The sequence below is a fragment of the Mesorhizobium sp. P160219 genome (assembly GCF_057786095.1).
Map to the genome: position 1 here is coordinate 2,709,142 of NZ_JBYNWG010000001.1, position 23,044 is coordinate 2,732,185.

General features: G+C 64.1%; 23 protein-coding genes. 14 read left to right on the forward strand and 9 right to left on the reverse strand.

All coding sequences use genetic code 11. The annotated features are described in order from the left end of the window. Window positions 1-88: 88 nt before the first annotated feature. Window positions 89-1,864, forward strand: a complete 1,776-nt coding sequence (locus AC3EMP_RS12975) for a tetratricopeptide repeat protein (RefSeq protein ID WP_488494729.1) — start codon at window positions 89-91, stop codon at window positions 1,862-1,864. Between the two features lie 204 nt (window positions 1,865-2,068). Here AC3EMP_RS12975 and AC3EMP_RS12980 read toward each other — a convergent pair whose 3' ends face one another. Next, entirely contained in the window at window positions 2,069-2,530 is a 462-nt protein-coding gene (locus AC3EMP_RS12980; protein WP_031239423.1) for a GNAT family N-acetyltransferase, read from the reverse strand. Window positions 2,531-2,706: 176 nt separating this feature from the next. Between AC3EMP_RS12980 and AC3EMP_RS12985 the strand changes: the two genes are divergently transcribed. Continuing rightward, on the forward strand, window positions 2,707-3,651 hold the full coding sequence (locus tag AC3EMP_RS12985; protein WP_050589306.1) for a glycine--tRNA ligase subunit alpha: 945 nt from the start codon (window positions 2,707-2,709) through the stop codon (window positions 3,649-3,651). Between the two features lie 9 nt (window positions 3,652-3,660). Here AC3EMP_RS12985 and AC3EMP_RS12990 read toward each other — a convergent pair whose 3' ends face one another. Next, on the reverse strand, window positions 3,661-3,831 hold the full coding sequence (locus AC3EMP_RS12990; protein ID WP_023702047.1) for a hypothetical protein: 171 nt from the start codon (window positions 3,829-3,831) through the stop codon (window positions 3,661-3,663). 277 nt (window positions 3,832-4,108) lie between these two features. Between AC3EMP_RS12990 and AC3EMP_RS12995 the strand changes: the two genes are divergently transcribed. From AC3EMP_RS12995 to glyS, 3 genes are all read left to right on the forward strand, one after another. After that, entirely contained in the window at window positions 4,109-4,207 is a 99-nt protein-coding gene (locus AC3EMP_RS12995; RefSeq protein WP_280806621.1) for a hypothetical protein, read from the forward strand. 34 nt (window positions 4,208-4,241) lie between these two features. Continuing rightward, window positions 4,242-4,454 (forward strand): endonuclease domain-containing protein, encoded by a 213-nt coding sequence (locus tag AC3EMP_RS13000; RefSeq protein ID WP_023731339.1) that lies wholly within the window; start codon window positions 4,242-4,244, stop codon window positions 4,452-4,454. A 68-nt stretch (window positions 4,455-4,522) separates the two neighbouring features. Beyond that, window positions 4,523-6,991, forward strand: coding sequence for a glycine--tRNA ligase subunit beta (gene glyS / locus AC3EMP_RS13005; RefSeq protein ID WP_352597344.1), 2,469 nt, complete (start codon window positions 4,523-4,525; stop codon window positions 6,989-6,991). Window positions 6,992-7,100: 109 nt separating this feature from the next. Here the strand turns inward: glyS and AC3EMP_RS13010 are convergent, their stop codons facing one another. Both AC3EMP_RS13010 and AC3EMP_RS13015 read right to left on the reverse strand, forming a co-directional pair. Continuing rightward, window positions 7,101-7,484, reverse strand: coding sequence for a hypothetical protein (locus AC3EMP_RS13010; RefSeq protein ID WP_245263941.1), 384 nt, complete (start codon window positions 7,482-7,484; stop codon window positions 7,101-7,103). A 165-nt stretch (window positions 7,485-7,649) separates the two neighbouring features. After that, window positions 7,650-8,102: a hypothetical protein gene (locus AC3EMP_RS13015; protein WP_023684360.1), complete on the reverse strand. Its 453-nt coding sequence runs from the start codon at window positions 8,100-8,102 to the stop codon at window positions 7,650-7,652. 371 nt (window positions 8,103-8,473) lie between these two features. On the opposite strand from AC3EMP_RS13015, the gene AC3EMP_RS13020 reads away from it, so the two are divergent. From AC3EMP_RS13020 to AC3EMP_RS13030, 3 genes are all read left to right on the forward strand, one after another. Next, on the forward strand, window positions 8,474-9,439 hold the full coding sequence (locus tag AC3EMP_RS13020) for an L-threonylcarbamoyladenylate synthase (protein WP_031209625.1): 966 nt from the start codon (window positions 8,474-8,476) through the stop codon (window positions 9,437-9,439). Between the two features lie 18 nt (window positions 9,440-9,457). Next, complete coding sequence (locus AC3EMP_RS13025; RefSeq protein ID WP_023702043.1) at window positions 9,458-10,888, forward strand: FAD-binding oxidoreductase; 1,431 nt, start codon at window positions 9,458-9,460, stop codon at window positions 10,886-10,888. 184 nt (window positions 10,889-11,072) lie between these two features. Then, entirely contained in the window at window positions 11,073-11,639 is a 567-nt protein-coding gene (locus AC3EMP_RS13030) for a DUF6101 family protein (RefSeq protein ID WP_023668457.1), read from the forward strand. A 173-nt stretch (window positions 11,640-11,812) separates the two neighbouring features. Here AC3EMP_RS13030 and ubiA read toward each other — a convergent pair whose 3' ends face one another. Then, the gene (gene ubiA, locus AC3EMP_RS13035; RefSeq protein WP_031209624.1) at window positions 11,813-12,796 is read right to left on the reverse strand and encodes a 4-hydroxybenzoate octaprenyltransferase; all 984 of its coding nucleotides are present in this window, start codon (window positions 12,794-12,796) and stop codon (window positions 11,813-11,815) included. A 51-nt stretch (window positions 12,797-12,847) separates the two neighbouring features. Beyond that, entirely contained in the window at window positions 12,848-13,759 is a 912-nt protein-coding gene (locus tag AC3EMP_RS13040; protein ID WP_352711096.1) for a LysR family transcriptional regulator, read from the reverse strand. A gap of 92 nt (window positions 13,760-13,851) precedes the next feature. On the opposite strand from AC3EMP_RS13040, the gene AC3EMP_RS13045 reads away from it, so the two are divergent. Then, a complete protein-coding gene (locus tag AC3EMP_RS13045) occupies window positions 13,852-14,646 on the forward strand; it encodes a phytanoyl-CoA dioxygenase family protein (protein ID WP_352711098.1) in 795 nt (264 codons plus the stop codon). Between the two features lie 110 nt (window positions 14,647-14,756). Continuing rightward, window positions 14,757-16,043 (forward strand): phosphoribosylamine--glycine ligase, encoded by a 1,287-nt coding sequence (gene purD / locus AC3EMP_RS13050; RefSeq protein WP_352711100.1) that lies wholly within the window; start codon window positions 14,757-14,759, stop codon window positions 16,041-16,043. Between the two features lies 1 nt (window position 16,044). Here the strand turns inward: purD and AC3EMP_RS13055 are convergent, their stop codons facing one another. After that, window positions 16,045-17,157, reverse strand: coding sequence for a glycoside hydrolase family 25 protein (locus AC3EMP_RS13055; protein WP_352711169.1), 1,113 nt, complete (start codon window positions 17,155-17,157; stop codon window positions 16,045-16,047). 448 nt (window positions 17,158-17,605) lie between these two features. Here AC3EMP_RS13055 and AC3EMP_RS13060 point away from each other — a divergent pair, with 448 nt between their 5' ends. Then, window positions 17,606-19,375 (forward strand): acyl-CoA dehydrogenase family protein, encoded by a 1,770-nt coding sequence (locus AC3EMP_RS13060; RefSeq protein ID WP_352711103.1) that lies wholly within the window; start codon window positions 17,606-17,608, stop codon window positions 19,373-19,375. Between the two features lie 31 nt (window positions 19,376-19,406). Then, a complete protein-coding gene (locus tag AC3EMP_RS13065) occupies window positions 19,407-20,159 on the forward strand; it encodes a crotonase/enoyl-CoA hydratase family protein (RefSeq protein ID WP_031193421.1) in 753 nt (250 codons plus the stop codon). Between the two features lie 8 nt (window positions 20,160-20,167). Here AC3EMP_RS13065 and pdxH read toward each other — a convergent pair whose 3' ends face one another. Then, entirely contained in the window at window positions 20,168-20,797 is a 630-nt protein-coding gene (gene pdxH, locus AC3EMP_RS13070; RefSeq protein WP_081725434.1) for a pyridoxamine 5'-phosphate oxidase, read from the reverse strand. A gap of 28 nt (window positions 20,798-20,825) precedes the next feature. On the opposite strand from pdxH, the gene AC3EMP_RS13075 reads away from it, so the two are divergent. Both AC3EMP_RS13075 and AC3EMP_RS13080 read left to right on the forward strand, forming a co-directional pair. After that, complete coding sequence (locus AC3EMP_RS13075) at window positions 20,826-21,287, forward strand: RT0821/Lpp0805 family surface protein (RefSeq protein ID WP_023818973.1); 462 nt, start codon at window positions 20,826-20,828, stop codon at window positions 21,285-21,287. Between the two features lie 124 nt (window positions 21,288-21,411). Continuing rightward, entirely contained in the window at window positions 21,412-22,341 is a 930-nt protein-coding gene (locus AC3EMP_RS13080; protein WP_023692090.1) for a DnaJ C-terminal domain-containing protein, read from the forward strand. A 19-nt stretch (window positions 22,342-22,360) separates the two neighbouring features. Here the strand turns inward: AC3EMP_RS13080 and AC3EMP_RS13085 are convergent, their stop codons facing one another. Next, on the reverse strand, window positions 22,361-22,996 hold the full coding sequence (locus AC3EMP_RS13085; protein WP_023740699.1) for a TetR/AcrR family transcriptional regulator: 636 nt from the start codon (window positions 22,994-22,996) through the stop codon (window positions 22,361-22,363). Window positions 22,997-23,044 lie beyond the last annotated feature (48 nt).

Genomic DNA, 23,044 nt, shown 5'->3' on the forward strand with positions numbered 1-23,044 from the left:
CCCCAAAAAGGCCATGCTTTGTCAGGAAACATCGAGTCTATGGCTTCTCCGCGCCGACGCGGGATGGCGCTTGGCTGAAAGGGATACGATGCGGCAAGGACGTGCGCGCTGGCTCGCGGGGCTGGCAATTGTGGCAGGGATGGCGATTTCTCCGCTGCCTGCCTACGCCAAGGAATCGACCGACCCGGTCAAGATCACCTCCTTCTCGGGCGCCTATCTCGCCGCCCGCATCGCCGAAGGCGACAACGACCTCGACAATGCCATCGCTTATTACAAGCAGGCGCTCGCCTTCAATCCCGGCGACACCTCACTGCAGCAAAGCCTGATGCTGTCGCTGATCGCGCAAGGCCGCTTCGAGGAATTGCTGGTCTATGCCGACAAGCTCAAGGCAGTTCCCGACGTCGAGCGCTTCTCGCGTCTGGCTCTGGCGGTCGATTCCTTCCACAAGAAGGATTTCACCAAGGCGCAGTACTGGCTCAAGCTGTCGCTCGAATCCGATCTCGACCGGCTGATTTCCGGCGTCATGTCCGGCTGGGCACAAGCGGGCGCCGGCGACCCCACCGGGGCGATGGCCTCGATCGACAAACTGCAGGGGCCTGACTGGTTCGGCCTGTTCAAGTCCTTCCACCGCGCGCTGATCGCCGATGCCGCAGGCCTGTCGGATAAGGCCGACGCGCTTTATGACGCGACCCTGACCGACGTCACGGCCGGCGGTGCCGCGCCCGAGACATGGATGCGCAACGCCCAGGCCTACGCGTCTTTCCTGGCGCGCAAGGGCAACAAGAACAAGGCGCTCTACGTGCTCGACAAGGCCGAGGCGTTCGCGCCCGGCAAGCTCGACATCCAGGCGCTTCGCGACAGGATCAGCAAGGGCGACAAGATCGAGCCTTTCGTCGCCAGTCCCTCCGAAGGCGCCGCTGAAATCCTGCTCGACCTCGCCATCGCGCTCAATCGCGGCGGCGGCGAGCCGTTCGTGCGCCTCTATCTGCAATATGCGCTCGCGCTCAAGCCCGACAGCGACGCCGCTTTGGTGCAGCTTGCCGCCGTTGCGGAGCAGCTGAAGGACGGCGAAGGCGCCATTGCGCTCTATAGCCGCATTCCAGCCTCCTCGCCGCTGAAGGAGCTTTCCGACCTGCAGCTCGGCCTCAACCTTGCCGATCTCAACCGTCACGATGAGGCGATCGCCCATCTCAAGGCATTCGTCGAAGCTCACCCCGATGACATGCGCGCCTATCTGGCGCTGGGCGGGGTCTATGCGTCGAAGGAGGATTTCCGCTCCGCCGCCACTCTCTACGACAAGGCGGTCGCGGTGCTGAAGACGCCGACCAATGCCAACTGGAACATCTACTATCAGCGCGGCATCGCCTATGAGCGGCTGAAGGAATGGCCCAAGGCCGAACCGAACTTCCTCAAGGCGCTGGAACTGTTCCCCGACCAGCCGCAGGTGCTGAACTATCTCGGCTATTCCTGGGTCGACATGAACATGAACCTCAAGGAAGGCCTGGCGATGATCCAGAAGGCCGTCGACCTCAGGCCGAGCGACGGCTACATTGTCGATTCGCTGGGCTGGGCCTATTTCCGCATGGGCCGGTTCGACGACGCCGTGCGCGAAATGGAGCGCGCCGTGTCGCTCAAGCCGGAAGATCCGGTGCTCAACGACCATCTCGGCGATGCCTATTGGCGCGTCGGCCGCAAGCTCGAAGCCACTTTCCAGTGGAATCAGGCGCGCGACCTGAAGCCGGATCCCGATGTGCTTGCCATTTTGCAGCAGAAGCTGATGAAGGGCTTGCCGCCGATCGAATCCAACACGGCGCAGGAAACCCCGAAGGTCAAGCCGGCCACCCCGCCAGCGCCGAAGGGGTGATCGGGCCATATTCTGATGAAACGGGGCTCGCTGAGCCCCGTTTTTTCGGTTTGGTGTTTTAGAGCAATTCCAGGAAAGTGTGCGCGGTTTTCCGTTCGGAATTGCGACAGAAACAAAGAGATAGAGACGCCCTATCGGGATCGTCATTCTATGGCGGAGCAAGGAGCGAAGCGACGCGGCGCAGACCCAGCGTTGGCGCTCATTCTAGAACAGCTTTCGGTAGACGACGAACCCCGAGAGATCGCCGATCTTGTCGTAGAGCTTTATCGCCGTGTGGTTGGTTTCGTGTGTCAGCCAGTAGACGCGGCTGGAGCCTGCGGTTTGCGCCCTGGTATAGACGTCTTCGATCAGTGCCCGGCCGACGCCCTTGCCGCGCGACGCCTCATTGGTGAAGAGATCCTGCAGATAGCAGTTCGGCGAAATCGCCGTCGTGGTGCGGTGGTAGAGATAGTGGACAAGGCCGAGAAGCTTGCCTTCGCTCTCGGCGACCAGCGCATGCATCGGCTCATAGGCATCGAAGAAGCGCGACCATGTCATTGCAGTGATGTCACCGGGCAGGGCGGTCTCGCCCGAGCGGCCGTAAAACGCATTGTAGCCGTCCCACAGCGGCAGCCATTGCTCGTAATCCTCTCGGGTGACGGGGCGTACGGTGAACTGGCCTTGCATGGCTGAACCTTTGTCGTTGAAGCTGGGCGAGCAAACGGCCACCGGCACCGTCCGGCAATGGGCCAGTCCGAAGCAAAGCGTTCAACCTCTCATCAAGGCGGCCATAGGCGCTGCCTTGACGCCTACCGGCCCGGCAACTAGGGAATGTCTTCTTTTTCGCGCTTTCCGAGGCCGCCGTGACGTCAGACAGTCCAGCCCATATGCATCCCAGCCGCTCGTTCCAGGGGCTGATCCTGACCCTGCACAATTACTGGGCCGCCTATGGCTGCGTCATCCTGCAGCCTTACGACATGGAAGTCGGCGCCGGCACCTTCCATCCGGCCACCACGCTGCGCGCGCTCGGGCCCAAGGGCTGGAACGCCGCCTACGTCCAGCCCTCGCGCCGGCCCAAGGACGGCCGCTACGGCGAAAACCCCAACCGGCTGCAGCATTATTACCAGTACCAGGTGATCCTGAAGCCCAACCCGCCGAACCTGCAGGAACTCTATCTCGGCTCGCTCAAGGCGATCGGCGTCGATCCGTTGCTGCACGACATTCGCTTCGTCGAGGACGACTGGGCAAGCCCGACGCTTGGCGCCTGGGGGCTCGGCTGGGAGTGCTGGTGCGACGGCATGGAAGTGTCGCAGTTCACGTATTTCCAGCAGGTCTGCGGCATCGAATGCGCGCCGGTGGCGGGAGAACTGACCTACGGCCTGGAGCGGCTGGCCATGTATGTGCAGGGCGTCGACAATGTCTACGACCTCAACTTCAATGGCCGAGAAGGCGCCGAAAAAGTCACCTATGGCGATGTCTTCCTGCAGGCCGAGCAGGAATATTCCAGGCACAACTTCGAATATGCCAACACCGCCATGCTGCTCAGGCATTTCGAGGACGCCGAAGCCGAATGCAAGGCGCTGCTCGCGGCCGGCGCCCCGGCTTCGAACGACAATCTGCAGATGCACCGCATGGTCTTCCCGGCCTATGACCAGTGCATCAAGGCCAGCCACGTCTTCAACCTGCTCGACGCGCGCGGCGTGATTTCGGTGACCGAGCGGCAGAGCTACATCCTGCGGGTGCGCAATCTGGCGAAAGCCTGCGGCGAGGCATTTTTGCAGACCCAGGCCGGCGGGCTCGCCGCCTGAGGTTCAGGCTCACTTCATCATTTCGGGGGAAATGTTGATTGGCGCCGAGAACTGGCCAGACGATCCCGCCATGGTCCGCATAGCCTGCCGCACACCCGGCATCGAGAAGGCGCCATGCACCTGCGCGGCGAAACAGGCGCTGAGCGCGATGATCTGGAGAAGTCTCGATGCCGTTTTCATGGTCGTTCAGCCAATAGGTCCCTGCCTGAGCGTTGGTCGCTTCAGCGCTGCGTTTGGTTCATGGAAATCTTTGATCCAAGGACGGGCGGGCTGGTTGCGGCCCGACAGGGGCGGTCAAAATTCCTGGAAACAGCGGTCAGCCGAGTTGCTATGCCCTCTTACCTCCCCCTAGATGGGGGAGGTCGCCGCGAAGCGGCGGGTGGGGGTGACAGCGCGACGTTCCATGCCAAAACTCGATCGATTCAAGCTGCAGTCTGCGCAAAGGCTTCGCGCGGCGATGACCGACGAGGAACGCATCCTGTGGCGGCATCTGTGGCGCATTCCAGTAGAAGGCACTCATTTTCGCAGGCAGGCGAGTAGGCGTTTACTTCCCTGATTTCATCTCCCACCGGCTGAAGCTGATCATTGAGGTGGACGGTGCCCATCACAGCTTCGATGACCAGCTGCGCCATGACGAGCGTCGAACGAAATGGTTCGAGAGCCAAGGCTACCGCGTCATTCGCTTCTGGAACCATGAAATCAAAAACGAACTGGATTCCGTGCTCGATACGATCTATGCGGCGGTGGAAGAACGAAAATCACACCTGCGTTTGCGCGATGGTGCCGAAGGTATCGGCGGCTGAGAGGTCGCCACCCCACCCCGGCGCCACGCGCCGACCCTCCCCATCAAGGGGAGGGTGGGAGCTTAACCATGCCAGACCTGCTCTTAGAACTTCGCTCCGAGGAAATCCCCGCCCGTATGCAGCGCAAGGCGGCGGGCGATCTCAGGAAGATGCTGACCGACGGTCTGGTCGAGGCGGGTCTGACCTATGACGCCGCGCGCGAATACTGGACGCCGCGGCGCCTGGCGCTCGATGTCAGGGGCCTGACCGCGCGCTCGAAGGATATCCACGAGGAGATCAAGGGGCCGTCGACGACGGCGCCGGAACAGGCGGTGCAGGGTTTTCTGCGCAAGGCAGGCCTTGCCTCGGTTGCCGAGGCGCATGTTCATTCCGATCCGAAGAAGGGCGATTTCTACGTCGCCCATATTTCGAAGCCGGGCAGGGCGGCGGAAGAAATCATCGCCGAACTGGTGCCGGCCATCATTCGCGGCTTCCCCTGGCCGACATCGATGCGCTGGGGGCCGGCTTCAGCCAAGCCCGGTTCGCTACGCTGGGTGCGGCCGCTGCAGACGATTCTGTGCACCTTCGGCCCGGAGACCGAGGAGCCGGTGGTGGTCGATTTCGAGATCGATGGCATCCGCTCGGGCAATATCACCTACGGCCATCGTTTCATGGCGCCGGGAGAAATCACCGTGCGCCGCTTCGACGATTACGTGACCAAGCTGGAAGCGGCCAAGGTCGTGCTCGATGGCGACCGCCGCAAGGAGATCATCCTTGCCGACGCCCGCAACCTCGCCTTCGCCAACGGGCTCGATCTGGTCGAGGACGAAGGGTTGTTGGAAGAAGTGTCGGGCCTGGTCGAATGGCCGGTGGTGCTGATGGGCGAATTCGAGCAGGCCTTTCTTGCCATACCGCCAGAAGTGGTCCGGCTGACCATCCGCGCCAATCAGAAATGCTTTGTCACCCGGCCGCAGGGCGACGGCGAAAACCTCTCCAACCGCTTCATCCTCACCGCCAACATCGAGGCCAAGGACGGCGGCAAGGAGGTCGCGCACGGCAACGGCAAGGTGGTGCGTGCCCGCCTGTCGGACGCGCTGTATTTCTGGAAGACCGACCAGGGCGATCTGCCGGATCTGGAGCAGCTCGAGGCGTCGGCGAAGAAATTCGGGCTCGATCTGAAAAAGCCGCTCGACCAGCGCATGGCCCGCCTCGACCATCTCAATGTCACCTTTCACGCCAAGCTCGGTACGCAAGGCGATCGGGTGGAGCGGATCAAGCGGCTGGCGCAGGAGCTGGCGCCAACAGTGGCGCAGTCGATCTCCCCCCTTGAGGGGGAGATGGCCGGCAGGCCAGAGGGGGTCGCTTCGGCTGCCGCGACGCCGTCCGGTCTCTCGAAGAAAGAGGGAGTTGGCACTCCACGCGAGACGACCCCCTCTGTCGCCTTCGGCGACATCTCCCCCTCAAGGGGGGAGATTACCGCGCGCGCCGCTCGCGCCGCTGTGCTGGCCAAAGCTGACCTCACGACCGAAGCAGTGGGCGAGTTTCCGGAACTGCAAGGCGCCATGGGGCGCAAATACGCGCTGCTGCAGGGCGAGCATCCGTCCGTGGCCGCGGCGATTGAGGAGCACTACAAGCCGCAAGGTCCGTCGGATAGCGTGCCGACCAATCCGGTGTCGATTGCCGTCGCGCTGGCCGACAAAATCGATACGCTGGTCGGCTTCTGGGCCATTGATGAAAAGCCGACGGGGTCTAAGGACCCTTACGCGCTGAGAAGGGCCGCACTGGGCGTGGTGAGGATCCTGATCGAGAATGGGATCTCACTGCCGCTGACATCGCTCTTCGATAGTGCCTATCAAACGGCGAGTTATCTCGCGTCTAAGGCTGGACGGGCCTTTGGCCCCGACCTCCTCGCCTTCTTCCACGACCGCCTGAAAGTCTATCTCCGCGACCAGGGCGCTCGGCATGATCTCATTGACGCCGTGCTGGCAGGTGGTGGAAGCGCGCCAATCTCCCCCCTTGTGGGGGCGGCGAAGCCGACAGAGGGGGGCGCTGTCCCGCCGACCTCTCATTCTGGCGCGCCCCCCTCTGCCCTGCCGGGCATCTCCCCCACAAGGGGGGAGATCGGCCAATCGCACTCGGACGACCTCCTGCAGATCGTGCGCCGCGTCGAAGCTCTGGGGTCCTTCCTCGACACCGAGGACGGCAAGAACCTGCTCGCGGGCGCCAAGCGGGCGGCCAACATTCTGGCCGCCGAGGAGAAGAAGAAAACGGCCATCGCCGAAACCGTTGAGCCGGCGCTGTTTCGCGAGGAGGCCGAGAAATCGCTGTTTGCAGCGGTGAATCAGGCGGAGAGAGAAGCCGGCGAAGCGATTCAAAACGAAGACTTTTCCGCCGCCATGCTGGCGCTTAGCGTGTTGCGTGAACCGGTTGATTCATTCTTTGAACGCGTTCTCGTGAATGATGAGGACCAGGCCGTGCGCGCCAACCGCCTGGCGCTGCTGGCTCGCATCCGCACGGCCACCGATCAGGTCGCGGATTTTTCCAGGATAGCTGGCTAAAGGGCAGATAAGCCCGAATACGGCGACGACAAGGGCGGCGCTCGCACGCCGCCCTTCTTGTCCGGAACCAACGTGTCAGTCTCCGTCAGTCCTCCCGAGGTTGACGAAGTCAATCCTCCAAAATGCTGACACGCACGCTGTCTGAATAGACGTCGACCTGGATCAGCGGCTCGCCATTGACGATGGCGTTCCGTGTCGAGGAGCTCATCGCGCCACCGCGCTTCAGCATGCGTTCCAGATACGCGCGATCATCGTTGCTGCGGAACCAGTCATCGCCCTGGTCGTCGGCATCGCGCCGGTGGAACTTGTGCCAGTTGGCGCGGTCCTGCCGCACCATCTGTGCTGCGCTGCTCAGCTCATAGCCGTCGCTGGCATGGTGGTCGCGATCGGAAATGCGCGCGACGTAGGACCCTAGCTCGTCACCGGCCTGCGCGCCGCCGACACCTATAGGTGACGCCAGCAACAGGCCGGCAATAGTCAAAGATTTCGTCATGTTCATGATAACCCCTCGCTCTTCTAGAACCCGGCGCGCTCATGCCAAACCCGATTGGCGAAATTGGGGCCGCCGCCGCCAAGCCGATCGTGCGCCGGGCTGTCGATTGGCGTCAAGCGGCATGGATCGGCCGACTGTCTTGGCCGACTGTTTTGGCTGAATGGCCTACTCGGCTTTGCCGACGCCCTCGATCGGCTGCTGCGGTGTTGTTGCCGGCTGCGGCGCTGCCGGTTGCGACTCGGGCTTGCCGTTCGATGCCGTTGCAGTTCCGGCTGGTGCGGTCTCTGCCGTCGGCTCAGTTGCCGGCGCCGCGGCGCTCGCCCTGGCCGGAGCCGGCGCGGCGAAGGCGCCGCCGACGATGCCGCCGCGAATGATCATCGGATCCTGCCTAGGCTTTTCGGGGATCGCCGCGACCTTTTCATAAGTCACATCGGGCTGGGCATCGCCGAGCGCGACGATCGATGGCGTCGAGGCGGTCCTGACCGGTTCGGATCCGCCAACCTTGATGACCGATGGCGTCGAGGTCGAGACGCCGAGAAAGACGATCGACGAGGCGTGCGCCCCACCGGTCATCGCCGCCAGGGTGAAACCAAGCGCTCCAAGCACACGCATCGACATCGAAACCGTCCCCTTGCCCAACAAGCCGCCAGCCCTAACCCAAGTAGCCTTAACCCGAGTGGATTGATGCCGGCTTGCAGGGAAACATAGCATTTTAGGCATTGATAATTCGCCAACGCCGGCTTGCCCGAAAACCACTGCCGTATTAGAGCAATTCCAGGAAAAGTGAGTAGCGGTTTTCCGTCCGGAATTCCGCAAAAACAAATACTTAGAGCGTTTAAGCGAACAGCTGAACCGCTCTAATGCATGTCGCTCAAAAGTGGCCCCGGTTTTGAGAGAACGACATGCATCAAAACAAAGACCTAAAGCGCGTCGCATGAATCCGGTTCAGCGCGACGCGCTTTAGGTCCGGTGCCTGTGAGGTGAAGCGAGTGGCTGAGATACTATCCGTCGGCGAAGCGATGGAGCAGGCGTTGGCGCTGCTTGAGGGCGGCGACGTGGTCGCCATCCCGACGGAGACCGTCTATGGACTGGCCAGCGACGCGACCAATGGCGTCGGCGTCGCCCGCATCTTCGAAGCCAAGGGCCGGCCGCGCTTCAACCCGCTGATTGCCCATGTCGCCGATCTGGCGATGGCAGAGCGCATTGCGGCCTTCGATCCGCTGTCGAAACGGCTGGCCGAGGCGTTCTGGCCGGGGCCGCTGACGCTGGTGCTGCCGCTCCAACCCGGCAACGGCATCCATCCGCTGGTCACCGCCGGGCTGGACACGATCGCGCTGCGCATGCCGAGGGGCTTCGGCGGAGAGCTGATCGCCAGGCTCGGCCGGCCGCTGGCCGCGCCCAGCGCGAACTCTTCGGGCAAGATAAGCGCGACGACAGCGCAAGCCGTGGCGGCCGATCTCGGCGCCAAAATCCGGCTGGTGGTCGATGGCGGCGCCACCCCGGTCGGGCTGGAATCGACCATCGTCAAGGTCGAAGGCAACAGCGTGCGGCTGCTGAGGCCAGGCGGCATCGCTGCCGCCGATATCGAGGCCGTCACCGGCATTAAGCTGCAGCGCGGCGCGACAGCCGGCATTGAGGCGCCCGGCATGCTGGCGTCGCATTATGCGCCGCGCGCATCGGTGCGGCTCGATGCACAGAGTGTGGCTGAAGGCGAGGCCTTGCTGGCCTTTGGTGGCGACCGCGCCGAAGGCTGGCAAGCGGCGGCCGCCTTGCGCAACCTGTCCGCGTCAGGCGATTTGCGCGAAGCCGCAAGCAATCTGTTCGCGTATTTGCAGGAACTCGACCGCAGCGGTGCGGCGACGATCGCTGTCGAGCCGATCCCGTTCGATGGGCTTGGCGAGGCGATCAACGATCGGCTGTTTCGTGCCGCTGCCCCCCGTGACAAGCTCGACTGAGCGCCATAGTTTGCGCCGATGAACGACTCCCCCTTCGACCTCGATCCCGCTCTCATCGACCGCTTCACTGCCATTGTCGGCGAAAAATATGCACTGCGCGACCAAGCCGATATTGCGCCGTATCTTACCGAGCGGCGCGGGCTGTGGCACGGCAGGACGGCCTTGGTGCTGCGTCCCGGCAGCGTCGACGAGGTGAGCCGTATCATGCGGCTGGCGAGCGAGACGGGAACGCCGGTCGTGCCGCAAAGCGGCAACACCGGGCTGGTCGGCGCCCAGGTGCCTGACGCATCCGGCCGCGAGATCGTGCTTTCTTTGTCGCGGCTGAACCGCATTCGCGAGATCGACGTCTTCTCCAACACGGTAACAGTCGAGGCCGGCGTTATCCTGCAGACGCTGCAGGAAGCGGCCGATGCCACCGACCGGCTGTTTCCGCTGTCGCTCGCCGCGCAAGGGTCCTGCCAGATCGGCGGCAATCTCTCGTCCAATGCCGGCGGCACCGGCGTGCTTGCCTATGGCAATGCGCGCGAACTCTGCCTCGGCGTCGAAGTGGTGCTGCCGACCGGCGAGGTCTTCGACGATCTGCGCAAATTGAAGAAGGACAACACCGGCTACGATCTGAAGAACCTGTTCGTCGGCGCCGAAGGCACGCTCGGCATCATCACCGCAGCGGTGCTGAAACTGTTTCCCAAGCCCAAGGGGCGCGAAGTGGCCTTTGCCGGCCTGTCGTCGCCGGAAGCAGCGCTTTCGCTGTTCAGCCTGGCGATGGACCGGGCAGGGGCGGCACTCACCGCCTTCGAGCTGATCGGCCGGCGTCCGTATGATTTCACGCTGCGCCATGCGCAGGGCGTCACGCGGCCGCTGGCGCAGGATTGGCCATGGTATGTGTTGATGCAGGTGTCGTCGGGCCGTTCGGCCGAGGACGCCAGGGGGCTGATCGAAGAAGTGCTGTCGGCAGGCCTCCAGCAAGGCATCGTCGGCGACGCGGTGATCGCGGCCAGCCTGGCGCAGGGCGACGCGTTCTGGAACTTCCGCGAGGTGCTGCCGGATTCGCAAAAGCCCGAAGGTGCTTCGATCAAGCATGATATTTCGGTGCCGGTGGCATCCATCCCGGCGTTTATCGAAAAGGCGGCCGGTGCAGTGGCTTCGGTCAGTCCGCAGGCGCGCGTGGTCTGCTTCGGTCATATGGGCGACGGCAATCTGCACTACAACATCTCCCGGCCGGAGGGCGGTGACGACGAAGCGTTTCTCGGCCTCTACCACGCCATGAACCATGCCGTGCACGATGTCGTGCGCTCCTTCCACGGTTCGATCTCGGCCGAGCATGGCATCGGCCAGTTGAAGCGCGACGAACTGATCGCCACCGCGCCGCCAATGGCGATCGAACTGATGCGCCGGGTGAAGGCCGTCTTCGATCCGGCCGGCATCATGAATCCCGGTAAGGTTATCTGATCCTTTCAACATTTTGTGGCTGGTCTCATTCCGATAACCATCGCCTGAGATCAGCAAAATTTAACTGACTTTCTTAAGCCGGGCGGCAGAAGCTCGCGCTAATGTTTCACACAACGAGGCCGGGAAAACTGGCCCGGTGGGATCCGTGAAAGCGGCTCTCAGGAGAAACACAGGAAGGCAGCAGATGAACAGTGTATTGAAGCCCGTCTGGGCCGGGCGCAACATGCGCCTCGACCCATTCCGCCTGCCGCAAGTGGTGAGCTATGCCACGCGCGACGACTATGGCGACGTTACCTTCACCATCGACCAGCGCGGCGCCGTCATCCGCCGCACGCTCGAGATGAGCGGCGTGCCGGCGATCATCGCGCTGCCCGCCAACGCGTTTCGCGGCGTCGCCGCCCGCGCGATGGAGGATGCGCAAGGCAATGTCACGGTAACCCTCGAACTCCTGCACAACGACCCGATGCTGTCGGTGCCGCTGCTGGTGGCCGACGATCTCGACGACGTCGCCGCCGACTGGCGCGCCTGGGCCGATGCTTACCGGCTGCAGATGCTGCTGATCGAATCCGACGGCATTGCCCGCACGCTTGAGGAATCGCTCGGCGCCGCCATCAAGGCGCTGCCGGCCAAGGATCGCCGCAAGGGCCGGGTCTCGACCACGCGCCGCCCGCGCTTCCTCGCCCGCCGCAGGGCCGGCAATCTCGGGCTGAGACTGGTGATCGACGGCCAGGAGATTATTTCGAGAGAGTAGAGCGCTCTTCTCCTTCCCCCCTTGTGGGGGAAGGTGGATTGCCGCGAAGCGGCAAGACGGATGAGGGGTGTTCCAGGGAACGCCAACGCCTCACTCCGCTGGAGCACCCCTCATCCGTCTTGCCGCTGCGCGTCGATCCACCTTCTCCCACAAAGGGAGAAGGAAGAGGGAGCCTACACCAGCGGCTTTAGCGCCACCCACAGCGCACCGCCGATCAGGCCGATGAAGATCAACCAGCCGACCTGGTTGTTGGATTTGAACAGCCGCAGGCATTGATCGGGATCGTCGATATCCAGAACCGCTATCTGCCGCGCCATATGGGCGCCGGCGGCGATCAGCCCGGCCAGCGCCACCACCGGCGCCTGCGCCGAGGCGAAGGCGATGGCGAAGCAGACCAGCGTGCCGCCATAAAGCCCGACCAGCCAGGTCTTGGTGTTGTCGCCGAACAGCCGCGCCGTCGAGCGCACGCCGACGATGGCGTCGTCTTCCTTGTCCTGATGTGCATAGATGGTGTCGTAGCCGATCACCCACAGGATCGAGCCGATATAGAGCATGATGGCCGGGCCATCGAGATCGCCGAACTCGACCGCCCAGCCCATCAGTGCACCCCAGGAGAAGGCGAGCCCGAGCACCAATTGCGGCCAGTTGGTGAAGCGCTTCATGAAGGGATAGACGGCCACGATCACCAGCGAGGCGATGCCGAGCGGAATGGCGAAGTCGTTGAACTGCAACAGCACGACGAGGCTCAGCAAGGCCTGGATGACCAGGAATATCCAGGCCTGGCGGCGCGTCACCTTGCCGGCCGGCAGCGGCCGCGAACGGGTGCGCTCGACCTTGTTGTCGATGTCCTGGTCGACAATGTCGTTATAGGTGCAGCCGGCGCCGCGCATGGCGACGGCGCCGACGAAGAACAGGAACAGGAACCATGGCGACGGGAGCAATGTGAGCAGCGGGTCGCTTGCGCGCGGATAGGCGCTGGCCGCAAGCGCTGCCGACCACCAGCAGGGCCACAGCAGCAATTGCCAGCCGATCGGCCGGTCCCAGCGCGCAAGCTGCGCGTAAGGCCACAGCCAGCGCGGCAATATCTTGTAGACCCAATGGCCGCTCGGCGCGTCGGCGACGCGGCCCTGTGCGGCTTTCGACTGGATGGTTTCCATCGTGCTGGAGTGGCAGCAGCGGCGTGCGCCGTCAAGCGGCCGCATTGTCGCTCAGGCGGTGAAAATATCGTGGCTGGCAAACCATTCCTTCGCCACCTCCGTGAAGGCCAGCGCCGCCTTCGACAGCCTTTGCCTTGTGTCATGGGTGAGGATGATGCACTGCATCGGCAGCGGATCGGACAGCGGCTTGCAGACCAGCGGCAGCCCGTCATAACTCCTGTCGCCATAAGGCCTGGTGTAGCTCACCGCGACGCCGAAGCCGTTGGCGACCATGCTGCGCTGCAGTTCGAACGAACTCGCCGTCGATTGCGAGACCGGCGACAGGCCGCGGCTGAGGAACAGGTCCAGCATATGCTGCCAGCTATGCGGCTGGTCGGTGGTGATCAAGGGATGGGTCGCCAGCTCCGCCAGGCTGACGCTGGCCTGGCTGGCCAGCGCGTGGCCTTGCGGCAGAAGCGCGTGTGGCCGCAGCTCATGCAGCAGGGTGCGGGCGAAGTGCGAGGGCAGGCCGAGATCGTAGGTCAGGCCGAGATCGATTGCCGCATCGCCGAGCCGCCGGCCGAGCGTCTCGAAGGTCTCGTCGCGGACCACCACGGTGACCGCCGGGCAGCGTTGCGAAAAAGCGCGGATCAGCGCCGGCGCGAAATAAGGCGCCAGATCCTCGAAACAGCCGAGCACAAGTTCGCCGCCGACATCGGCGTCACGCGTGCCGAGCCCTACCAGTTCGTCCGCTTCGGCTAGCACCTGCTTTGCCTTGGCCACCGCGCTGCGGCCGAACGAGGTCAGCGCGATGCCGCTGCCGCGCTGGCGCACGAACAGTTTCTGGCCAAGCGTCGCTTCGACATTGTCGATCGCCACCGAGATCGACGGCTGCGAGACGTTCAGCATCCGGGCGGCCGCGGTGACGCTGCCGTGACGGGCGACAGCCACGAGATAGCGCAACTGGGTGAGGGTCAGGTTCATAGGCCAAAGCTATAAGAGAGATGAGAAGTTATTATTTTACACGATGTGCGGCGGCTGCGATAGTCGGTCATCGAAACAAGGGGAGACATGAGATGGCCGCCAGACACATCGACGCCGCAGCGATTGCCGGTTACCAGCGCGATGGCGCGGTCTGCGTGCGCGGCGTGTTCAAGGACTGGGTCGGCACCATTGCCGCGGGCATCGAGCGCAACATGCAGAACCGCAGCGCCACGGCGTCCGATATCGCCAATGGCAAGGGCAGCTTCTTCGACGATTACTGCAACTGGGAGCGCATTCCCGAATTCGTCGACGTCGTGCGCAATTCACCGGCCGCCGAACTGGCGGCAGCAGTGATGCAGTCGCGCAGCGCCCAGTTCTTCCACGACCATGTGCTGGTCAAGGAGCCGGGCACGCAGAAGCCGACGCCTTGGCACCAGGACATCCCGTATTACTTCGTCGATGGCACCCAGACCGTCAGCTTCTGGATTCCGATCGATCCGGTCAAGGAAGCGACGCTGCGGCTGATCGCCGGCTCGCACAAATGGGAAAAGATGGTCTTGCCGGTGCGCTGGCTGAACGATGACAATTTCTATGCCGGCGAGGGTGACTATCGGCCGGTGCCCGATCCCGACAACGACCCGTCGCTGAAGGTGCTCGAATGGGAGATGGAGCCGGGCGACGCCATCCTGTTCGACTTCAGGACCGCGCATGGGGCGCGCGGCAATCTGACCGCGGCGCGGCGCCGGGCGCTGTCGCTGCGCTGGGTCGGCGACGATGCGCGCTATGTCGAGCGCCCCGGCCGCACCTCGCCGCCCTATCCCCGCCATGACATGAAGCCCGGCCAGAAACTGCGCGAGGACTGGTTTCCTGTCGTCTTCCAGAGCTGAGCCGCGCGACGTTCCCGTGCGCAACCGGCATCGCGCAAGGTAAAGCTCTTGACCCGTAGCGCTCGGCGCAATAGCGCAGTCCCTGTCGTGAAATGACAAGGGACATCGGCATGCGCGTTTTGTTGATCGGCTCCGGCGGCCGCGAACATGCCCTGGCCTGGAAGATCGCGGCCTCGCCGCTTTTGACCAAGCTCTATGCCGCACCCGGCAATCCCGGCATCGCCAAAGAGGCCGAGCTGGTCAAGCTCGACATCGCCGACCATGCCGCTGTCACGGCATTCTGCAAGGACAACGCCATCGACCTCGTCGTTGTCGGCCCGGAAGGGCCGCTGGTCGCCGGCATCGCCGGTGATCTGCGCGATCAGGGCATCCGCGTCTTCGGCCCGTCGAAGCGGGCAGCGCGGCTCGAAGGCTCGAAAGGTTTCACCAAGGACCTTTGCGCCAAATACGACATCCCGACCGCCGCCTACGGCCGCTTCACCGATCTGACTGCCGCCAAAGCCTATGTCGAAAAGGTCGGCGCGCCGATCGTCATCAAGGCCGATGGGCTCGCGGCCGGCAAGGGCGTCACCATCGCCGTGACCCTGGAAGAGGCGCGGGCCGCGCTCGATGCCTGTTTCGACGGCGCCTTCGGCGACGCCGGCGCCGAAGTCGTGGTCGAGGAATTCATGACCGGCGAGGAGGCGAGTTTCTTCTGCCTGTGCGACGGCACCACAGCGCTTCCCTTCGGCACCGCGCAGGACCACAAGCGCGTCGGCGATGGCGATGTCGGCCCCAACACCGGCGGCATGGGCGCCTATTCGCCGGCGCCGGTGATGAGCCCTGACATGGTCGAGCGCACCATGCGCGAAATCGTCGAGCCGACCATGCGCGGCATGGCCGAGCTTGGCGCGCCGTTCGCCGGCATTCTGTTCGCCGGGCTGATGATTACCGACAAGGGACCGAAGCTGATCGAATACAACACCCGCTTCGGCGATCCGGAATGCCAGGTGCTGATGATGCGGCTGAAGGACGATCTGCTGGTGTTGCTCAACGCCGCCGTCGACGGCCAGTTGGCGCACAGTTCGGTGCGCTGGCGCGACGATGCCGCGCTCACCGTGGTGATGGCGGCGCGGGGCTATCCCGGCACGCCGGAAAAGGGCTCGGTTATTCGTGGCCTCGACGAAGCCGCTGGCGACGGCGTTGAGATTTTCCATGCCGGCACCGCCATCAATGGCGGCGCGCTGGTCGCCAATGGCGGCCGCGTGCTCAACGTCACCGCGCCGGGCAAGACGGTCGGCGAAGCGCAGAGCCGCGCCTATGCCGCGCTCGACCGCATCGACTGGCCGCAAGGCTTTTGCCGTCGCGATATAGGCTGGCAAGCGGTGGCGCGCGAGAAAGCCGGCGCTACCGTGTAATTCAGCGCTCGCGAACGAGTTCCGTCGAAGCGGTGCTGACCGGGTCGGCGGCCTGCGAGAAGGCGGCCTCGAGCAGAGCCTCCGAACGATACGTGGTCCGCTTCCAGGCGACATACTCGGCAATGCCGAAGCGCGCGCGGCGCGGCACCGTCTTGACCATCGGCATGCGGAAGGCGGCGCGGAATGTCTGCCAGCGCGCGCCGAGCACCGCCACCATTTCCTCGACCGTCGGTGGCGTCGCCACATCGCCGTATGTGATGGTGACTTTGCCGGCGAGCCCGGCCGCGCGCGACACCGGCACCGGTATCGAGGCGAGGTAGTCGGGCGGCACGTCGATCAGGCCGCCGAAGGGCCATTGCTGGCGCAGTGCCGCCGCGTCCATCGGCGCGACGTTGACGTCGATGTCGTTGGGCGTGCCGGCGACGCGGTAGGGGCAGCGCAGGCGCCCGCAATTGGCCTGCGCCGAGAACTGCCACAGCGCATAGCCGTGCCAGTTGCCCATCGGAAAATGCACGTCGATGTCGGGCTTGTAGCGCGCATACCAGAGCGGCAGCCGCGACAGCAGACGGTATTGGTAGCGGTTGTCGGCGATGTACTGGGCGGTCTTGCCGTTGGTGTAGAGGATCGGGAAACGGCCGAGCCGCCGGTGCACCTGGCGCACGAATTCCTCGGCATCCTCGAGCGACATCCATTGCGAGGGGTCGTTGCCTTCGAGATCGAGGGCGAGCAGATCGTCAGGGGCTGGCTCGGCGAAATCGATGAAACTGTTGGCCTGCTCGAGCGGATTGCCGGGGCGGGCAAGATGATACGCGCCCCATTTCAGGCCGAGCGCCTTGGCCACCACCTTGCGCGTCTGAAACAGCTCGCGCGTCACCGCAAAGCGTTTCCACAATGTCTTGCAGAGTTTGACCGTAGGCTCGTCGCCGTAGCAGAAATAGGGCGGCGGCAGCCCGTCGGAGGCCTTGTTGATGAAGCCGACAATGCGCTTGTCGGTTGCAAGCTGCGCCCAGTCGATGGAATTGTATTCATAGGCGTCGACCACCAGCGCGCGGTCGCCATCCCGCCAAGGCTCGGAAAAGTCCGAGGCTGTAGCCGCTGACGTCAGCGCCATCATCGCCACGAGAGCGATCGCTGAGCGGCGAAGAAGATGCGCCGGCGTTTTCAAACAGGGGATCCCCGCTGACCAAACACCGATGGTGGACCGGTATGGTTAAGGAAGTGCTTTCGGGCAGGAGTCCTGATCGCTCTCGCGATTTCGTCATTCTATGGCGAAGCAAGGAGCGAAGCGACGCGGCGCAGACCATAGTATGCATTCCGCGACTTCGAAGCGTTGCCACGGCGCAGAATTCTGCACCGTTGCGCCCCGGCGCGAGGTCGCGACATGGTACTCGGCGTCCGCTACGCTCCCGCTCCACCCGTGGACGACGGAGTTCGCTACAAAATCCGCGTGACAAAGTTTGACGTTTACGTAAAAAAAAGGTCGGAGGCCGCCCAGAGGCGGATGGTTTTGCATCGGCCCGGGTCCTAGGATCGAGCGATCGGAGCAGCGGAGGAGAAGCGGCATGTACAAGGCCCCGGTCGACGACATTTCGTTCACGCTCAAGCATGTCGCCGGGCTCAAGCCGGCACTCGACAGCGGCGCGTTCGGGGACCTCGGCGAAGATCTTGTCGACGCCATCCTGTCCGAGGCCGGCCGCTTCGCCAGCGAGGAAGTGGCGCCGCTCTACAAGCTCGGCGACGAGCACGGCGCGGTGCTGAAGGATGCAGCCGTGACCACGCCGCCCGGCTGGAGGGCGCTTTACCGCAGCTGGATCGGCGGTGGCTGGAACGCGCTGTCCGGACCGGAAGAATTCGGTGGCCAGGGCCTGCCGACCATGCTCGGCGTTGCCGCGCTCGAAATGTGGAACTCCGCCGCCATGGCCTTCGGCATCGGCCCGACGCTGACCATGGGCGCCGTCGAGGCGCTGGACAAGCATGCCTCCGAAGCGCTGAAGGCAAAGTATCTGGCAAAGCTCGTCTCCGGCGAATGGATGGGGACGATGAACCTGACCGAGCCGCAGGCCGGTTCCGATCTCGCCGCTCTGCGCACCCGCGCCGAGCCTGCCGGCGACGGCACCTACCGCATCTTCGGCCAGAAGATCTTCATCACCTATGGCGAGCATGATTTCACCGACAACATCATCCATCTGGTGCTGGCGCGGCTGCCGGATGCGCCGGCCGGCACGCGCGGCATTTCGTTGTTTTTGGTGCCGAAATTCCTGGTCAATGATGACGGCTCGCTCGGCGCCCGCAACGACGTCTTCTGTTCGGGCCTCGAGCGCAAGCTCGGCATCCATGCCTCGCCGACCTGCACCATGATCTATGGCGACGGGTTCCAGGGTGCTGCGCCCGGCGCCATCGGTTGGCTGATCGGCGAGGAGAACAAGGGGCTCGCCTGCATGTTCACCATGATGAACAACGCGAGGCTTTGCGTCGGCATGCAGGGCGTGGCAGTGGCCGAAGCCGCGACGCAGAAGGCGATCGCCTATGCCAATGAGCGCCGCCAGGGCAAGGCATCGGACTTTTCAGGCGCCGGGATGGCGCCGATCGTCCATCACCCCGACGTGCAGCGCAATCTCTTGACCATGAAGGCTTTGACCCAGATCGCCCGCGCCATCTCGTATTCCTGCGCCTATGCCATCGACTTCGCGCGTGTGTCGACAGGCGAGGAGGCCGCGCATTGGCGCGATCGCGCCAATCTGCTGACGCCGCTGGCCAAGGCTTTTTCCACCGATATCGGCGTCGATGTCGCATCGCTCGGCGTCCAGGTCCACGGCGGCATGGGCTTCATCGAGGAGACGGGCGCGGCCGCGCTCTATCGCGACGCCCGCATTGCGCCGATCTATGAAGGCACCAACGGCATCCAGGCGATCGACCTTGTAGCCCGCAAATTGCCGCTTGGCGGCGGCGAGCATGTGCATGGCTATATCGCCGAACTGAAGGCCATCGCCGACGAGGTGCGGACCTCGAACCTGCAGGGCTTCGGCCGCACCGCCGAAGCGCTTGACCAGGCGTTCGACGATCTCACCGAGGCGACGCGCTTCCTGCAGAAGCTGCTGGCCGACGGCCGTCTGGACGAAGCGCAAGCCGGTGCGACCCCCTATCTCAGGCTGATCTCGCTTGCTGCCGGCGGCGCTTATCTGGCGCGTGGCGGACTTGCCCAGCAGAGCCGCATCGCCCTTTGCCGCTTTTTCGCCGAAAACCTGCTCGGCGAAGTCAGCGCCTTGAAGGAACGCGTCATCGATGGCGCCGAGAGCCTCGCTACCGCCGGCAAGGCGCTGATAACGGCCTGAATACCAGAGCGCTCACCAGGGAAGAATGACCGTGACAGACCATATCCTCGTCGAGCGCCAGGGCGCCATCCAGATCATCCGCATGAACCGTCCCGACAAGAAGAACGCACTGACGCGCGCCATGTACGCGACAATGTCCAAGGCGCTGGCCGATGGCGATGCCGACCCGGCGGTTCGCGTCCATGTCTTCCTCGGTGTGCCTGGCGCCTTCTCTTCCGGCAACGATCTCGCCGATTTCCTGGTCATCGCCACCGGCGGTGAGGGCGGCAACGAGGTCTGGGACTTCCTGATGGCGCTGGCCAAAACGGAGAAGCCGATGGTCTCCGGCGTCGACGGCATTGCGGTCGGCATCGGCACCACGCTCAATTTGCATTGCGACCTGACTTTCGCCACGCCGCGCACGGTGTTCCGCACACCCTTCGTCGACCTCGGCCTGGTGCCGGAGGCGGGCTCCAGCCTGCTGGCGCCGCTCATCCTCGGCAGGCAGGGCGCCTTTGCGCTGCTTGGACTCGGCGAAGGTTTTTCCGCCGAACGCGCCAAGGCCGCCGGCCTGATCTATGAGGTGGTCGAGGAGGACGGGCTAGAAGCCGCGGCACTCGCCGCGGCCGGCGCGATCGCCGCCAAGCCGCCGCAGGCGCTGAAGATCGCTCGTGACCTGATGCGCGCCCCGCGCGACGAGCTTGTCGCCCGCATCAAGGTGGAGAGCGAGCATTTCTCCGAGCGGCTGAAGTCCGACGAAGCGCGCGCCGCGTTGACGGCCTTCATGACGCGCAAGAAGGCCTGAACTTATCCTCAGGGATAAAGCCGTGTCTTGTCCCAGCCGCCTTCGGCGTTGCGCGAAAAGACCAGCCGATCGTGCAGCCGGAATGGCCGGTCGTGCCAGAACTCGATCGCCTGCGGCACGATGCGGAAGCCCGACCAGTGCTTTGGCCGCGGGATTTCGCCGATAGGGTAGCGCGCCGTGTATTCGGCCACCGCCTTCTCCAGGGCAAAGCGGCTTTCCAGCGGCCGCGACTGTTTCGAAGCCCATGCGCCGATCCGGCTGCCGCGCGGCCGCGTCGCGTAATAGGCGTCGGCTTCAGCGTCGCTGACGATCTCCACCGGACCGCGTATGCGCACCTGGCGGCGCAGCGATTTCCAGTGGAAGCACATCGCCGCCTTCATGCTGCCAAGAATCTCGCGGCCCTTGGCGCTCTCGAAATTCGTGTAGAAGACAAAGCCGCTTTCATCGAAGCCCTTGAGCAGCACCATCCGCACATCCGGCATGCCGTCGGCATCGACGGTTGCAAGTGCTACGCCGTTGGCGTCGTTGATTTCGCTTTTCTTGGCGTCCTCCAGCCACTCAGCAAAGAGCCGGAACGGCTCGGCGGCTTCGGTAAAGTCACTACTTGTTAACTCAGTGTCACTCATAGTTTTTCTCAAATTGTCTCGAGCTTCAGGAGGTTGCCGATTGTCGCGTATCGCGCAAGCTTTTGACAGCGGGCAATGGAGCGTTATCGCTTCGGCCAGTTCGAAAGCCGTGATCGTGATTATCGCACTGCCGCTTGCCGCCTGCGGCGCCGGCGGCTTCAGCCTGGAAAAGGCCGAGGTCGATCGTTCCATCGTCACCTCAAGCGCGCCGGCCAGGGTGACATCGACGGACGCCGACAGCGCTTCCGACCAGACCACGATCGGCAATGCGGTGTCTTCGGCCGACATCGAGGAGCTTCGCGGCCAGGCCGTGCCGTGGGCGAATGCCTACACCGGCTCGCGTGGCTCCATCACCGAACTCGCCGAAGTGCAGGACAACGGCCAGGCCTGCCGCAGCTTTACCGCCTCGCGCGAAAGCTTCGACGGCGTCGCTTTGTTCAAGGGGCAATTGTGCATCGCCGCGGCCGGCGGCTGGCACATGCAGGACTTCAAACCGCTCTGATTTTCGAGGTTTGCGGGCATCGCAATTTCAACCCTCGATAAGCCTGCGCGCCACTGGAATTTCTTCCTATGGGAGCGCATATAAGGGCCAACGTGGATTTAACTCATTTTCCAGGGCAGGACGCATGCGCGACCCCTATGAGGTGCTGGGCGTTGCCAAGAACGCATCGGCCAAGGACATAAAATCGGCTTACCGCAAGCTCGCCAAGAAGTATCATCCGGACCAGAATCCGAATGATCCCAAGGCCAAGGACCGTTTTGCCGCCGCCAATCAGGCCTATGAGGTCGTCGGCGACGAGAAGAACCGTGCGGCCTTCGACCGCGGCGAGATCGACGCCGACGGCAAGCCGAAATTCCAGGGCTTCGAGGGCGCAGCCGGCGGCGGCGATCCGTTCGGTGGCTTCCGCCGCCAGCAGGGCGCCGGCGGCTCGCGCTTCGAATTCCGATCGGGGCGTCCGGGCGGCGATCCGTTCGACGGCAACAGCGACATTTTCAGCCAGATCTTCGGCGACGCCTTTTCCGGCGCGCGCGGCGCCGGAACAGGCGACCGCCGCCAGCAGGCGACCGCCGCCGATCTGAACGTCACACTCGACGTCACCATCGAGGAGATAGCGACCGCCGAAAAGGTGACGGCGATGTTCCCCGACGGCCGCAAGATCGCGGTCAAGCTGCCGGTCTATGTCGAGGATGGCCAGACCATCCGGCTGAAGGGCCAGGGCGAGCAGGGGCCGGGACAGCCGGGCGATGCGCTGGTCAAGATCCGTATCCGCAGGCACCCTCGCTACCGCATCGAGGGCCGTGACTTGCATGCCGATCTGGAGGTAGCGTTGGCCGACGCGGTGCTGGGCGCCAAGGTGCCGGTCGACACGCCGACCGGCAGGCTGGCGGTCAACATTCCGGCCTGGTCGAGTTCCGATAAGGTGCTGCGCCTGAAGGGCAGGGGCTTGCCGGAAAAGGCCGGCGGCCATGGCGATCTCTACGCCCATGTCCGCATCATGCTGCCGGAAGGCGGCGACAGCGAACTCGAAGCGCTGATGCGCAGCCGCAAAGGCTGACGCGGCTCGACTTCGCTGGCTAACTGCCGGGCGCTGCTTCCTCCATCCGCCGGATGGTTTCGCCGAAGCGGCGCAACGCCTGCCGCACCGGGACATGCGGGCTCTCGATCTCAAGCAGGATCATCGTCTCGCTGCCGAGGAATGCGGCGCTGACCAGGCTGGTTACTTCGGCGGCGGAGAATGGCCCGAGGCCGCCGAACCGACGCTCCGCCTCTTGCGCCAGTCCGTCCAGCAGTTCGAACCAGCCGCGCAGGTCGCGGCGCACCGCCTTGGCGATCTCGGGGCTCGACAGGCTTGCCGCGATCATCTCGTGCAGGATCCGGACATAGCCGGACGCCAGATCATCGTCGAGGAAATCGCAAGCGCGCTCCCAGCGTTGCCACAGCGGCATCGGTGCCGCAAAAGTCTCCGCCTGGCGTTTCAGCAGGCCCTCGTTCAGATGGTCGAGCAGGGCCAGGAACAGCCGTTCCTTGGAGCCGAAATGGTAATGGATCTGGCTGAGCGGAACGCCGGCGATCTCGGCAACGCGGCGCGTCGACAGATCGGCGTAGCCGCCTCGATGGAGGCACAACTCGGCGGCTGAAATCAGTTCGGCGCGCGTGTCGCGCTTTTGCTTGTTCTGCGGTGGGGTAACGGCTTGGGCAGCGTCCGTCATGCGGCGTGGCTGCCGCTGGTAGCTGTGCAATCTGGGCGGATCATAGCT